Source organism: Actinosynnema sp. NPDC053489, from assembly GCF_044544865.1.
In the GTDB taxonomy this organism is placed as follows: Bacteria; Actinomycetota; Actinomycetes; order Mycobacteriales; family Pseudonocardiaceae; genus Actinosynnema.
Genome location: NZ_JBITXT010000013.1, coordinates 189,495 through 203,255, shown reverse-complemented (window position 1 = coordinate 203,255; position 13,761 = coordinate 189,495). Strand labels below are relative to the sequence as shown.

Here is a 13,761-nt window from a genome sequence, read left to right as displayed (position 1 = left end):
ATGACTTGAACTGAGCTCGTTGCCTGACGCCGACCTACGCCTCCTGGGCCAACCCGATCGAGCCACAGTTCGGACCGCTGCGCACCTTCGTCATCGCCAACTCGAACCACCCCAACCACACCGTTCGGGCCAGACGGCTCCAGCAACACCTGCGCTGGCGCAACGCCAACGCCCGCCACCCCGACGTCCTCGACGCCCAACGCCGCGAACGAGCACGCATCCGCAGCGAACGCCACCAACGCTGGGGCCGACCACGACCTCAAGCGGCCTGACCAACCCGGCGAACCTAAGCGGTCAACGCACTAGCCGGGCTCGCACCTGGTCCGCCTCCGGCGCGTTGAGACCGGTGAACAGCGCCAGCGCCCGCTGCCAGTGCGCCACCGCGTCCGATAGCCCCTGCCGCTTGAGCACGATCGCCAGCCGGTCGTGCGCGACCGCCAGGTGGTACGGGCTGGCCGCCGCCGAGGCGACCGACAGCGCCGTGCGCGCCGACGTCACCGCCCCCTCGTGCTCCCCGAGCTCCAGTTGGAGCATGGCCAGGTCCGCGTGGCAGGTCGACTCGCCGCACTGCTCGCCCACCTCGCGGTACATGTCCACGGCTGTGCTCAGCCACGTCTCCGCCTCGCCGTAGCGCCGCGTGGCCAGGTGCAGCAGCCCGAGGTTGTGGTGCGCGTTCGCCTCGGCCCACCGCGACCCCGCCAGCCGGCTGACCTCCAGCGCCTCCCGGTAGGACGCCTCCGACTCGTCCACCCGGCCTAGGCCCTGGAGCATGTCCGCGACCGTGGTCAGCGCCCGCGCCTGCGCGTTCGCGTCACCCGACGCGCGCGCCACCTCCAGCGCCTCTCGGTGCCGGGCCAGCGACTCGTCCACCCGCCCGAACTGCGCCAGCGCGATCCCGGAGTTGAACAGCATCACGAACTTCGCCTCGGGGTCGCCCAGCTCGGTGGCGGCCTTCAGCGCGGTCTCGGTGGTGCGCAGCCACGTCGACCGGTCGGCCCGCAGCCAGAAGAACCGCGACAGCGTGTAGGGCAGCTGCCACGCGTGCACCAGCCATGCCCGGTCCGCGCCCTCGGCGGCCAGCTCGGCGGCGGCGATGACGTTGACCTGCTCGGCCTCCAGCCAGGCCACCGCCTCGGCCGAGCCGGTCAGCTTCGGCACCTCGGCGGGCTGGTGCTCGGGCGCCACCCGCACGCTGTTGCCCCGCGCCACGGGCAGCTGCCCGTCGGCCAGGTCCGCGCAGTGCAGGTAGTAGTCGAGCAATCGGCGCAGTGACGCCGTCCTCACTGATTCGGCCAGATCGTGGTGGGCAGTGGTCGCTGCGTAACTCCGGATGAGGTCGTGCATTGTACAACGGCCTCCAGCGTTGCGGTTGATCAATGAGGCGTTTTCCAGAGCGTGCAGAACCTTGCGGGTACGCGCGGGGGAAAGGCCCGTAAGGCTCACCGCGGCCGGCAGGCTGAGGTCCGATCCGGGTGCGATACCCAGCAACCCGAACACCACACTCTGTTCGGAGGTCAGATGGCGCAGCGACCAGGACAGCACCGCGGGCAGGCTCGCGGCGGGATCGTCGTCATCCAACGCATCCAGACCGAATTCACGCAGCTCAGCCGCAAGCTCGTCCAGGGGTTGATGTGGCCGAATGCGGGCACGGGCGGCGATCACCCCCAACGCCAGGGGAAATCCGCCGCACAACCGGATGAGAGTGGCCACCGCGTGTTCTTCACCCACGATGCGCTCGACGCCCAGCGAGGCGGTCAGCAGGGCGTGGGCCTCGACATCGCTCAGGACGCCCAAGGACACGGGGCGCGCTCCATGGTTGACGACCAGCCCGGTGAGCCGATGACGGCTGGTCACCAACACGGTGCACGAGCCCGTACCGGGCAGCAGTGGCACAACCTGCTCAGTGGTGGCCGCGTTGTCCAACACGACCAGCATCCGCTTGTCGGTGACCAAGCTGCGGTACAGCCCTGCCAGGGCACCCAAGTCGGTGGGCAGGTCTTTGCGGTCTGCTCCCAGAGAGGTGAGGAATCCGCGCAGCGCTTCCGCTGGTGCCACCGGCTCGTCCATAGGGCTGAAGCCACGCAAGTCGATGAACAGTTGTCCGTCGGGGAACCGCTCAACGTGCCGGTGCGCCCATGCGAGAGCCAGCCAGGTCTTGCCGACCCCTCCGGCCCCGCCGATCGCCGAGATCACTGCCGTCGCCGACATACCGACACTCGAGTCGGCAGCGGCCAGGATGCGGTCCAACTCGTCCAACTCCGTGACGCGGCCGGTGAACAACTCCCGCGCGGCGGGCAGCTGACGTGGTACCACCGACACGGGCGGTGATGACAGAAGACTGAGGTTCACGTCACCGTGCACGACGCCAGCCTGCGCCACACCACCAACAGGCCCGGACACCGCGTTGCGCACCCGCGGCACGTCCTCGTACTTGCCCACGGCGATACTTTCGGGGGTGGAATATTCCGGTTCGGATACCACCACCGACACACCTCCTATCGTCTCCGCGAGCGGAGACACCAGCGTGGCATTCGCGCCGTCGACCATTGAGGTAACGCCAACGGATTCACCCACCTGAGCTAATTGTATGAGGGTCACTGCGTTGTGGGCTGCCGCAGCGCCGCAGTCGTCGCCGTCGCGCAGCGCGTCGAGCAGCGGGGCCCAGTCGCCCAGGCAGGCAAGGCCGATGGCCCGTTCCAGGATTGTGCTCGGGTAGGCGTCGGTGGGTGGGACGTCCCGCAGGAACCGGTAGACCTCGGCCACAACCCGCTCTTGTGCTCCCCGCTCGTGGGCGTCGCGCGAGCAGGCTCATCGCCGACAGGAGGTCGGCGGGGCCGCTCACGTCGACCACCCGTACCGGCCACTGCCCACCGCGGTTACCCAAACGTCGGCGATGTGCTCCGTGACGTTGTGCTTGCCGAATATGTCCTCCGCGAAGGTTAGGCGGCATGGCGGTATTTGTTGAGAATGTCGCCAGACCGTCGTCGTAGGCGGCGGCGCTGTTGCGCCGGTCGGACGGCGGGTGCGGGGACAGTTGATCCGTCGCTGCGTCGTCGCGGTCGGACAGGACGTCGCCAGCCCAGGCCACTCGGTAGGCCGCGTTCTGGTGGGGTGGCTGCCGGAACGCATCCCGGTGCTCCGGTGGGGTGGTTCGGGCGGCCATCTCGTCAGGCTGGTGCCCGCCAGGTGCGGGAAGCGGTCGTCAAGTCCACGGGTGAGTGCGGCAGGCGGGTTGCGCAGCGTGTACCCCGGTGCCGCGGGGCCGGGACGGTGTGGTCACTCCATCTGCGGGCGGCGCGACGGGCATGGTCGTATCGCCGAAGTGCTCAATCCCGGTGGAGTCTGGTCACTTGACGAACGCACATGTGTTCGACGACTGCTCCGGTCGACACAAGCCCGCGCTGGGAGGAAGATGGGAGGTGATTGGGAGGATTCAAGGAGAATGAACCGGAGTGAACCTCAATGAAGTGCATTCAACTGCACCGTCGTCACCTGCTGATTTAGTGTTTTCGCAGGTCAGGTCATGATTTGGGCAATTCTGGGGGAGGAGTCCGCAACATATCGGTTGGTCAAGTGGTCGCCTCTTCAAGCTGGGCTGAAGGCGACTCGCGGTATGCTGTATGACTCTATCGCTTTGCTCAGATGTTGCCGTTCGAGGTGCTTCTTGCAGACAGTCGAGGGTGCAGCGCGGCGTCGCGCAGCCAGCGGTACCGGTAGTCCCAGTTGCGGATGCCGCCCAGTTCCTCGGGTAGCGAGGTGGTGGCGACGACCATGATCACGTCGGTGTCGTGGTGCGCCAAGTCCTTGAGGGGGAGTGCGGAGAGCAGCACCAGCTCGACCGCAGGCAACTTGAGCGTAGCTGGCCAATCCGAGTAGAACGCACCGGCGCGGACGCGCCGCTCCGGCTCGCCCAGGGTGGCCTCGGACAGGTCGTCGGTGCCGCAGCGCGGACCCCGGCGGGATCGCCGCGTCCTCGCGCGGGTGGACCACCGCGGTGGCGGTCTCCTGCTGGCCGTCGGAGGTGATCTGCCAGTCCACGCCCGGCGAACGCAGCACTATCGGCTCCGAGGCGCCCACGATGCGCAGGCCCTCGCACTCACGCAGCAACCGCACCAGCTCTCTCGTGGTCACCCCGTAACCCAGCTCACGCCAGTGACCTGTGACGATGACTTTTCGGGTGGCAGAGGGTGCGGCGGTAGCCCCGGGTCGGATTCTCTCGTGCCAGGCGTAGCCCCAGGAGGCGGATCGAGCGGATGGTCCGTGGTCGGCCGGGCCGTTTGGGGCGGGATTTGGCTGCGTGGCGGTGGGCGAGGAAGTCTCGGTGCCATCGGAGCACCGTTTCCGGGCGTACCAGTAGTCGGAGCCGACGAAGCGCTTGCATCGGGAGTCGGTGCGGCAGTGCCGCGAGGAAGGCCGGGTCGGCGGGGGGAGAACCGTGGGCGGGCGTCTCTGGGTTGGCGTTCCAGGACTACGATCTGGTGGCGCAGCGCCAGGATCTCTGTGTCCTTGTCCCGGTCGCTCATGGGCAGCAGGCGCAGCAACGCGAACGTGTTGGTCACACCGGGGTAGGCCAGTCGGAGCAGCACAGTTGGTCATCATGCCGCGTCAGCCGAGGACGCTGTGGGCCTGCAGTCGCACTCACGAGCACCTCGGTCCCTCACGCTATGTACGGCTTCAACCTGCATGGATGGAGTTATCGGCAGACACAAGGTCCACATCGTCGACGACCAGGCGTCGGTGCCATCGCAGGATGGTGTCCGGTGCCACCAACCGGTGCTCGCGCGGCCGTCGGGGGAGTCGGTGCACCAATGCGGCGAGTTCGGCAGGTCAGCCCACTCCAGGCGTGGGCGGGGTTGGTCCGACGCAGTATGGTGACGTGGTGCCGCAGTACCAGCAGCTCCACGTCCTTGGCCGCGGAGGACTGGCTGAGCAGAACCAGCCAGTCACCGACTCGGACGAAGATCAGGTAGAGCAGTCGTAACGCCACACCTCACGATCGTGCCCTGGAGGTCCAGCGTGCGCGATCGTCGCAGCTCAGCATGCCAGTGCAGAGTTCTGACACCCCACAGGGCGGTGTTGAGACCGCCGCGCTGCGCATCGCGCGTCAGCGTCCCTGCGGTAGTTCAACGCCTGGTCATGATGGCAGGGATCGCTCGTGCAGTCTGCATGCCAATGGAGAGCGGCCATCGAGCTTGAGGAGTGCTCGGCGCGTCCTCGATGTGCACTGATCGCCGCTCAGTCTGTAGCGCAGCGCAGTCGCCGCGGACCTACTGGATCATGATCGCGCTGGCCGACGCACCCGACCGAGTGCCGAAACATCACTGTCGAGGCACAGCTGGCCAACGTCAGCCTGCATGTCGGCTACGCGACGGAGCCACAGCAGGCTGCACGAGGCGTGTACCTGCGCCAACCTGGTGAATCCGTCGCTTTGGCCACCATCACACTGTACCCTTCCGATTTGGGCACGTAGAATCGAAAAGGTACAGGTGGATCGAGGAGGTGCGCGATGGGCATCACTGCCGTCGTGGAGCGTCAGCGCGAGCAGGTCGCCACGACGTTCGACGCTGTCGAGGAGATCGAGGATGTTGCCTCCGGTCTTCCTGCTGAGGAGGACCAGACAAGGCTACGTGCGGTAGCGAAGTCGTTCCTGGGCACGCTCCCCCCTGTTCGGGCGAGTGTTGCGGCCGAGCTGCTCAACATCTCCACACCGACTGTGCGTAAGTGGGCTCGGCTGGGGATGCTGCACGAGGTCAAGGTTCAGTGGAGCCGGGTTCTGCACGTCGATGCGGTGCACCTGCACGAAGTGCTGCATTTGGTGCAGGACTTGCGCAAGGCTGGCAAGGACAACGTCGAGTTCTTCCGGCACCTGCGGTGGGCGATGGAGGACCGGGATCTGCTAGCAAGCAGCGACGTGCAGGAAGGCTTGAAGCAACTGCGTGAGGGTGCGGAGCGCGTCGAGCTGTAGTTCCGCCTAAGAGGTGGTGTTGCTGGCCGGTGCTGGCACGGTACTGGCAGGATGTGCCGATGCCATGCCGCGTTGAGGCCCTTCCTCTTGCCAGCAGACAGATCAACGCGCTGCGCGGGAAAGATCGTGACGCGTGGCTTGCGTGGCTCGCGCGGGTGAAGGCCGAGGGGTGCCGTGCGCTGCAGTACCGGCTTTCCGGCGAGATGGTTGAGCGTTTGTGTGTATCGCACCTGCGGAATCGCTGGCGCGTCCTCGTGGCTTTTGAGAGTCCGAGCAGTGCGGTAGTCGTGACGGTTGCCGAGCACGACAACCGATCCAGCGCGAACGTCTATGACGAGGTGTACAGGATGTTTCGCGTTGTGGTGCCGGAGCAACCTCGGCTCAAACCAGCGTGCTGTGATGGTGATGGACAGCCGCCGTTGTGGGGTGCCGATATCGACGAGCTCGGCGCTCGTGCGCAGTCGTTGCTACGTGCCGGACGACGCCGCCGGTAGGCAACGCTGGGCTCGTGCGTTTTGCTGTGCTGGCAACCAGGTATCGGGACTGCCGAGCTGCGCATCACTCATCGGTTCGCGTAATGGCCCAAAGCGCGCCACGCGGTGCTGGCTAGTCATGCACGCTGCATGACTTGTGGGGTGCCAATAGTCGGCCACGGGGTCTGACCTGTGGTTAGGCGGCTGTGGGTTCGTACTCGTTGATCAGGCCGCCGAGGACTGGTCGGCGGCGTATCGAGGTGTAGCCGTGCTCTGCGATCGGCGGGTCTGGTCGTGGTGGTGCGAGTTGCAGTGCTCTGTGGGGTCGTCGGTGGTTGTAGTGGGTCGCGTAGCGGTTCAGCACCGTCCTCAGGTGGTGTTCGTTGAGGATGAGCAGGCGGTCGGTGACTTCTCGCCTGACTGTTCCGACGAACCGTTCGGCGTGGGCGTTGGCTCGTGGACACCGTGGCGGAATCTTCACGACGTGGACACCTATGCCGGAGAGGACCGCGTCGAACGAGGCGGTGAACTGGCCGGCCCGGTCGCGGATCAGGAACCGGAAGTCGTCTGTCCGGTCGCCGAGGTCCATGAGTAGGTTGCGGGCTTGTTGGGTGGTCCAGGGGCCGTCCGGGTTCGTGGTGGTGCCGAGGATGTGCACGTAGCGGGTGGCGACCTCCATCACGAAGAAGACGTACACGCGTTTGAGGGTGACGGCGCAGTCGACGTGAAAGAAGTCGCAGGCCATCAGGCTCGCGGCTTGCGCGCGCAGGAACCGTCGCCAGGAGGTGTCGGTGTCCCGCCGGGGCACGGGCGGGATGCGCAGGCGCTTGAGCACGCGGCGAACCGTTGACGCGGCTACCCGGTGGCCGAACTTGAGCAGCTCGCCCTGGATCCGGCGGTAGCCCCAGCCGGCGTTCTCTCGGCCCATACGCTCGATCAATGCCGCGATGATGTCGTCGACAGGCGGGCGGCCCGTGCGGTGGGGATAGGTCCACTTCTTCGCGACCAGGCGCCGGTGCCATCGAAGAAGAGTGCCTGGCGTCACCAATCGGTGCTCGCGCAGCAGTCGGGGGAGTCGGCGCACCAACGCGGCGAGCACCGCGCGATCGGCCCACTCCAGCCGCGGGCGGGGGTTGGTGCGGCGCAGTACGGCGACTTCGTGCCGTAGCACCAGCAGCTCCACGTCCTTGGCCGCCGATGACCGGCCGAGCAGGACCAGCCAGTCACCGAGTCGGATGAAGACCAGGTACAGCAGTCGTAGCGCCACGCCCCACGATCATGCTCCTACAGCTACTTCTGCACGATCACCGCAGCTCAGAGCCTCAGTGCAGAGTTCTGGAACCCCACACGTCCACTGGCACTTCGCGTCCCTGCCACCCGGCGTCCCCTACGACCAGCGGCAGATCGCTGTGTTCGACCCCGCGCACGGTCACCTGGACATCTCTGACGACGTCTGAGATACCAAAAGTCGGCTACGTGGTCTGATCTACGAGTTGGCGCCGCAGTGCTGGACTTGTTGAACCCGCGTCAGTGGGGAGATGTCGTGGTCGCAGCACTCTCGGTGCCGGTGACAACTCCAGTCACTTGATTTGTGCAGGTGTCGAAGCGGTCCCACCGGTCGGGCCACTGCTCGACCTGACCGGCGCTCACGTCGGGTGGGGTGATGCAGAAGCGCGGTGTGGGTTCGGAGAGGTCGACGAAGATCAGGGAGTGGGCGTCGGCTGTGTCCTGCCCGGTACCGCGGCGCATCGGCCGGGCTGCGGCGGTGCGACGGGCGAAGACCCGCGCATGCTGCCCGTTGACGATCAGCAGCCATCGTCGTCCGTCCTCTCGCAGCGCGATTGGGTGGAGGGTACGGCGGGCGGCCTCACCTGCGGCGAGGTAGCAGGCCACCTCGTTGGGCCTGTCGGTGCTCAGATCCTCGAGTTCACCTGCTCATCCTGGACCGCTCTCTCGGGCTCATCCGCCGATTCGGAGGGTTCGGCGCGTCTTGAGGTGCCTGGTAGCAACCGCACCGGATCGTTGATCCACGGTGCGGTGCTGGCGTGCGTGGTGTGGGTGCTGCGCTATCAATGAGAGATGGTCGACCGAACCTCGGATGTCTTACCCCGTCGAGCGTTGGTGTGGAGCGCTGTCGTCATCGTCGGTGTCGCGGCGCTGCTGACCGCGGTGTTGTGGTTCGTCGGGACCTCTGGATTGACCGGTCGCGATCTGAGCGTCGCGAGACTGGATGCGGTCAAGATCGGATTGAGCGTCGCCGCAGCGTGTGGTGGGGCCGTTGCGCTCTACCTGGCGTGGCGCCGGCAGCGCTCCACGGAACAGGTCGCCGCCGACACCCGCCACGACAACGAGCAGCGCCGGGTGACCGACCTGTACACCAAGGCATCCGAGATGCTCGGGTCCGACCAGGCCGCGGTTCGGATGGCCGCCCTCTATGCCCTGGAACGGCTCGCCCAGGACCACCCCGACCAGCGCCGCCCGGTGGTCAGCGTGTTCTGCTCCTATCTGCGCATGCCCTACCTCGACCCCGACGAACGCCCCACACCGCGACAACTGGAAGCGGGCGCCGAACCGATCGGGGAACAGGACCGACGGGAACGTCGACAGGAGATCGAGGTCCGCTACGCCGTCCAGAGCCTCCTCCGCGCGCACATCCACCGCCCACCGGCGGTCGAAGGTCAGCCCGTACCGGACTACTGGGGCGACGACCTGGACATCTACCTCGGCAACGCCACCCTCATCAACCCCAATTTCGAAGGCTGCCGCATCCACCCCAACACCCGCATGGCCAGCGTGACGATCATGGGTAACGCCTCGTTCGCCGACGCGGTCTTCACCGGCCCTACCTGGCTACGTGGAGCCACCTTCCACGGCGACGTAATCCTTGACCGCGCCAGTTTCCGGTACCGGGCCAACTTCCGCTCCGCCACCTTCCACGGCAACGTGTCCTTCGCCGACGTCGAGGCACCCGAGGGCATCGACCTCGATGACGCCACCACTCGTACCAACAAGACGACCACATGGCCACCGGCGTGGCACCAGAACCCGCCCAACGGAGACGACGGTTGGACCAAGCTCCAGAAGCGAGCCTGAGCGGGGACTGTAAGACGAGCGGCTCTGGCGTACTTTCGGTGATGTAACCCGAGGAAGATCCGGTGGCGTAGGAGGGAACACTCCGCGCGTGCGCGGAAGCAAGATCGTGTGCCGCTCGACAAGTCATCGCTGCTGGTCAAGTGACGTGTCCGTACTCGTCCATCAGACCGCCGAGGATGCGGGTGAGGACAGGGTCGTGGTCGTGTTCCCGACGTCTCGGATGGCTGGTCGGGAACCTTGTCCGTCGGTGGCCTGTTGGTGGGGTAGCGGGCTTCCCCCCGGTGGTCGCGGTGGGGAGCAGCGGTCTGTGATTGGCGCGGGTTGAGGTGTCTCCCTGCCGAGTGCTGTCTCCACTGGCGAATCGCCACCGTCTCCGCGTGGTTCCCGACTTCGCTTGAAGTTTGAGGGGTCATCTGAGCAGGGACGGGAGTCCGGTATGCCTTTGGAACTGTTAGTCGTGATCATCTCCGCCGGTGCGGGCGTTGTTGCTGCGGTGATCAACGCCGTGGGCAGGATCGTTGCAGCCCGGCTGGCGCGGTCCAGGCGGGAGGCCAAGGCGGTCTCGGAGGAGTGAACGATGAGGGGCGGGGTGGGTCGCTGGGCCGGCCCCGCCTACCGAACGTGGTTTTCGGGCGGGCCGATCGAGATCCGCAACAAGCTGTCAGTTCGCCGTCCGTGGGATCTCCAGCTGTTAAGTCATCGCACCAGCGGGTCTACCAGAGCGCGAAGGTGACGTGGCGGCTTTGACCTGCGGCTTCAAGAGTCATGGCTACGCCCTGACGGTCAAGTTGCGTCGGTGGCACAAACTGTTGCGGCTACAGCAGTGCCGCTGTCTATGGACGCGCTGGTCACTTGATTTGCGCACATGTGTTCGACGGCTGTTGCGGTCGACATGAGCCTGCGGTGGGAGGAAGATGGGAGGCGATCGGGAGGATTCAAGGAGAATGAACCGAAGTGAACCGCGATGAAGTGCATTCAACTGCATCGTCGCCACCTGCTGATTTAAAGTTTTCGCAGGTCAGGGCATGATTTGGGCAATTCTGGGGGTTGAGTCGACAACATATCGGTTGGTCAAGTGGTCGTCTCTTCAGGCTCGACTGAAGGCGACTTGCGGTGTGCTGTCTGACTCTATCGCTCTGCTTGGATGTTGCCATTCGAGGTGCTTCTCGGGAGGTCGGCCGGGGTCACAGCGTGCCGTCGCGCAGCCAGCAGACCGGTAGTCCCGGTTGCGGACGCGCCCCAGTTCCTCGGGCAGGAGGCGATGGCAACGGCCATGATCACGCCGGTGTCGTGGCGGACCAGGCCCTGAGGGGCAGGGCCGAGCGTGGCACCAGGCCGGGCTCGGCGGTGGGCAACTTGAGTGTTGCGGCCCAGTCCGACCAGTGCGCGCCAGCGTGGGCGCGCCGCTTGGGTCCGAGGGGGATAACCTCGGGCAGGTTGACGGCAGCGATGTGTTGTCGGGGCGAGGGCGGACGGCGAGTGGGTGGTGCATGATCGTGTCGTGCTCGGCCTCCGGCAGCAGTCGGTGTGCTTGCGGTAGAAGTAGGCATGGATACGACGCCCTTATCATCCGGGACCGCGGGTATCGGTCCGACCGCCTCGCCGGAGTCCGGGGTGATCCGGGTCGGGTTGATCGACAATGATCCGATGGTCCTGGGCAGCGCTGGTGCTTGGCTGTCTGGTCGGGCGCCGGACATCGAAGTAGGGAACGTCGCCACCGGGGTGGCGGGGTACCTGGCCCTCAGTCCGTCCGATGACGTCGTGCTGTTGGATCTCCAACTCGGGAACGGGACGCGGTTCGTCGACAACATCGACCGCCTCGTGCGCCGCGGGGACAGGGTGTTGCTGCTGTCGGTGCACGCCCGGCAGCGCTACAAGGTGGACGCGGTCAGGGCGGGCGCGGTCGGCTACCACGTCAAGGACGGCGACGTGGATTCTCTGGTCCGTGCGATCCGCGACATCGTTGCTGGCCGGTACACGCTCGACCAGGAGTTGGCGTTCGCGATCAGCCGCGACCGTACTCCTGATCGTCCTAAACTGTCCGTCCAAGAAGCCGAGGTGGTCAAGCTTCGTGGTCGAGCTGTGCCCATGAAGGTCATCGCGGAGCGGTTGGGTGTCACGGAAAGCACCGCCTACGGCTACCTGAACCGGGCCAAGGACAAGTACCGCGCGGCGGGCAGGCACTTCAGCACCGTGGCCGACCTCCAGGAGCGACTTCGGGAGGACGGCGACGATCTGTGAGATGACGATGAAATCATCGTCGCGGAACTGACCACGAGGCGTGCAGGCTTGTCACCATGCACACCCGAGGAGTCGAGAGCCAGGTCAGAGCCTGGTTGTTACGCGCGTTGACCCTGCTCTGGACGGCTCAGGTCCTGCCGTGGGGGCTGCTCCTGTTCTGGTCGGAATCGGAATCCTCGCATGCCCCCTTCTCTGCCGTGGCGAGCTATGTGGTCTACCTGTTCTGGGCCACAGGGTTTCTATGGTGGTTGCGCGGACGTCCCGAGGTCGGCGCATTCCCGATCGCCGCCGCCGTTGCCGTGATGACGACGGCTGAGCTATTGGTCGGCTTCGTCCTGCCGGCCGAGGCGGTGGCGACCTGGCAGAACTGGACACCCGCACCCGCCACCGGCGTGGCCGTGCTGGCGCAGGTCTACGGCGGCTACCGGTGGGGTACGGGCGCCGTGGCGGCCCTGGGCGGGGCCTACCTGGTGACCGGACTGCGCGATCGGGGCTTCGAGGAAGCTGGCACGCTGCTCGGGGTCACCGGCCAGCTAGTGGTGTTCACCGTCGCGGCGGGTCTCGTGGCCGCCAAGCTAGTCGACACCGCCCGCCGGGCCGATGCCGAAGCGGAGGATGCCTTACGGGCTCGGGAAGCTGAAGCACGCGCGCGGGAACGCATCCGCCAATACGACCTGCTGCACACGAATGTGCTGACCACGCTGACCATCCTGTCCCGTCAGGAAGACCTGTCACCGCGGGTTCGGGCCAAGTGCGAGCGTGACGCCCGCTACCTCCGCTCGGTCGTCGCCTCCATCACCTCCGACGCGGCACCCGAGCTCGACTCGGCGCTGGCCGAGGCGGTCTTCTTGCAGGGCGCACACGACCTGGACGTCCACTACAGCTCGGACGGGCTGCCCGCCGGGCTGGAGGCCGACGCGGTCAACGCTGTCACCCACGCGGTCACCGAAGCGCTCAACAACGTCGCGAAACACGCTGGCACGACCCAGGCGTGGGTCGTCGCCACCGGAGAAGAGGACGGAGAACTAGTCGTGACCGTGACCGACCACGGCTCCGGCTTCGACCAGGACATCACTCCGCTCGGCACGGGCCTGTCCTACTCCATGTCGGCCGGATTGGCTGAGAAGGGCGGCACTGTCTCAATCGACAGCCACCCCGGCAGCGGCACGACCGTGGAAATCCGCCTGCCGAGCGGAGGTAATCGGGCAGCGATCCCGGTAACACCACCTGCAACGACACGAGAAGGTGAAATCATGGCGGAACCAGGTGACAGCCACGGCAACGCGACCGAGGTCGCCGCGTTGGGATCGATGTACCAGGCGGAGCGGTCGGAGAACGTCACCCTGCTCAACATCAATATTGCACTCCTTGGTGCGGTCTTGGCATATGCGGCGGCGTCGGTGGCATTCCTGGACAAGGTGCCCCAGTTGCCGCAACTGGGAGCGGCGCTGGTACCCATCCCGTTGTGGATCGGCATGCTCTACAGCACGTTATTAGTGGCTTTGCAGGGCAGACGAGGGGCGTCCGCGATGGCTGTCGAGAACGTGCTGTTCGAGCAGACGGGCATCGCTCCGGACGCCCGAGATCGGATTGGTTCACGGGCGGGGGAGTATATTGTTAACCCAAGTGTTGCGCCATGGCCGTACCGGATTCTATTGGGCGTCGTCTACCTTGTGCCGTGGGTGTTAGTGGGCCTCTATACCACCTACATGCTAGTGGCTCATGTGAAAACAGGGTCGACGTTGTACGGCTCAGCGGCCGCTTACGCATTACTGTTGCTGGTGGCAATCGCGGCATATATTCGGGCCTATCGGGACAAGCCTGTGCTTACGCCTTCTCCTTGACTTGCAAGTGCTCATAGCGGGCTGGTAATCCTCTTCTTCGATGGCTGCGGTCGACCACTCTGGGGACTTGGTTAGGTTCAACCCTATGAGCGGACTGCTGTAGCGATGGTGCTGCTGAAGGTAAGGAAGTGGTCACTTGACCTGG

General features: G+C 65.9%; 10 protein-coding genes and 2 pseudogenes. 7 read left to right on the top strand and 5 right to left on the bottom strand.

From position 1 onward, the window contains the following. Positions 1 to 20: 20 nt before the first annotated feature. A pseudogene (locus ACIGNX_RS27530) lies at positions 21 to 272 on the top strand (IS630 family transposase); the annotation flags it as partial. A 22-nt stretch (positions 273 to 294) separates the two neighbouring features. On the opposite strand, the gene ACIGNX_RS27525 reads toward ACIGNX_RS27530, so the two are convergent. The 3 genes and pseudogenes from ACIGNX_RS27525 to ACIGNX_RS27515 all read right to left on the bottom strand — a co-directional run. Beyond that, the gene (locus ACIGNX_RS27525; protein WP_396543610.1) at positions 295 to 2,763 is read right to left on the bottom strand and encodes an ATP-binding protein; all 2,469 of its coding nucleotides are present in this window, start codon (positions 2,761 to 2,763) and stop codon (positions 295 to 297) included. 875 nt (positions 2,764 to 3,638) lie between these two features. Next, a complete protein-coding gene (locus ACIGNX_RS27520; protein ID WP_396543665.1) occupies positions 3,639 to 3,848 on the bottom strand; it encodes a hypothetical protein in 210 nt (69 codons plus the stop codon). 181 nt (positions 3,849 to 4,029) lie between these two features. Beyond that, positions 4,030 to 4,596, bottom strand: a pseudogene (locus ACIGNX_RS27515) (trehalase-like domain-containing protein); the annotation flags it as partial. Positions 4,597 to 5,506: 910 nt separating this feature from the next. On the opposite strand from ACIGNX_RS27515, the gene ACIGNX_RS27510 reads away from it, so the two are divergent. Next, the gene (locus ACIGNX_RS27510) at positions 5,507 to 5,965 is read left to right on the top strand and encodes a hypothetical protein (protein WP_396543608.1); all 459 of its coding nucleotides are present in this window, start codon (positions 5,507 to 5,509) and stop codon (positions 5,963 to 5,965) included. A 29-nt stretch (positions 5,966 to 5,994) separates the two neighbouring features. Continuing rightward, complete coding sequence (locus tag ACIGNX_RS27505; protein ID WP_396543606.1) at positions 5,995 to 6,459, top strand: hypothetical protein; 465 nt, start codon at positions 5,995 to 5,997, stop codon at positions 6,457 to 6,459. Between the two features lie 175 nt (positions 6,460 to 6,634). Here ACIGNX_RS27505 and ACIGNX_RS27500 read toward each other — a convergent pair whose 3' ends face one another. Further along, a complete protein-coding gene (locus tag ACIGNX_RS27500) occupies positions 6,635 to 7,705 on the bottom strand; it encodes an integrase core domain-containing protein (RefSeq protein ID WP_396543605.1) in 1,071 nt (356 codons plus the stop codon). A 260-nt stretch (positions 7,706 to 7,965) separates the two neighbouring features. Beyond that, entirely contained in the window at positions 7,966 to 8,331 is a 366-nt protein-coding gene (locus ACIGNX_RS27495; RefSeq protein WP_396543603.1) for a hypothetical protein, read from the bottom strand. A 186-nt stretch (positions 8,332 to 8,517) separates the two neighbouring features. On the opposite strand from ACIGNX_RS27495, the gene ACIGNX_RS27490 reads away from it, so the two are divergent. From ACIGNX_RS27490 to ACIGNX_RS27475, 4 genes are all read left to right on the top strand, one after another. Further along, positions 8,518 to 9,531 carry a pentapeptide repeat-containing protein gene (locus ACIGNX_RS27490; RefSeq protein WP_396543601.1) on the top strand — a complete coding sequence of 338 codons (1,014 nt, stop codon included), beginning with the start codon at positions 8,518 to 8,520 and terminating at the stop codon, positions 9,529 to 9,531. Between the two features lie 436 nt (positions 9,532 to 9,967). Beyond that, a complete protein-coding gene (locus ACIGNX_RS27485) occupies positions 9,968 to 10,105 on the top strand; it encodes a hypothetical protein (protein WP_396543600.1) in 138 nt (45 codons plus the stop codon). A gap of 974 nt (positions 10,106 to 11,079) precedes the next feature. Then, entirely contained in the window at positions 11,080 to 11,772 is a 693-nt protein-coding gene (locus ACIGNX_RS27480; RefSeq protein ID WP_396543598.1) for a response regulator, read from the top strand. Positions 11,773 to 11,828: 56 nt separating this feature from the next. Beyond that, positions 11,829 to 13,616: a sensor histidine kinase gene (locus ACIGNX_RS27475; RefSeq protein ID WP_396543596.1), complete on the top strand. Its 1,788-nt coding sequence runs from the start codon at positions 11,829 to 11,831 to the stop codon at positions 13,614 to 13,616. The last annotated feature ends 145 nt before the right edge of the window (positions 13,617 to 13,761 follow it).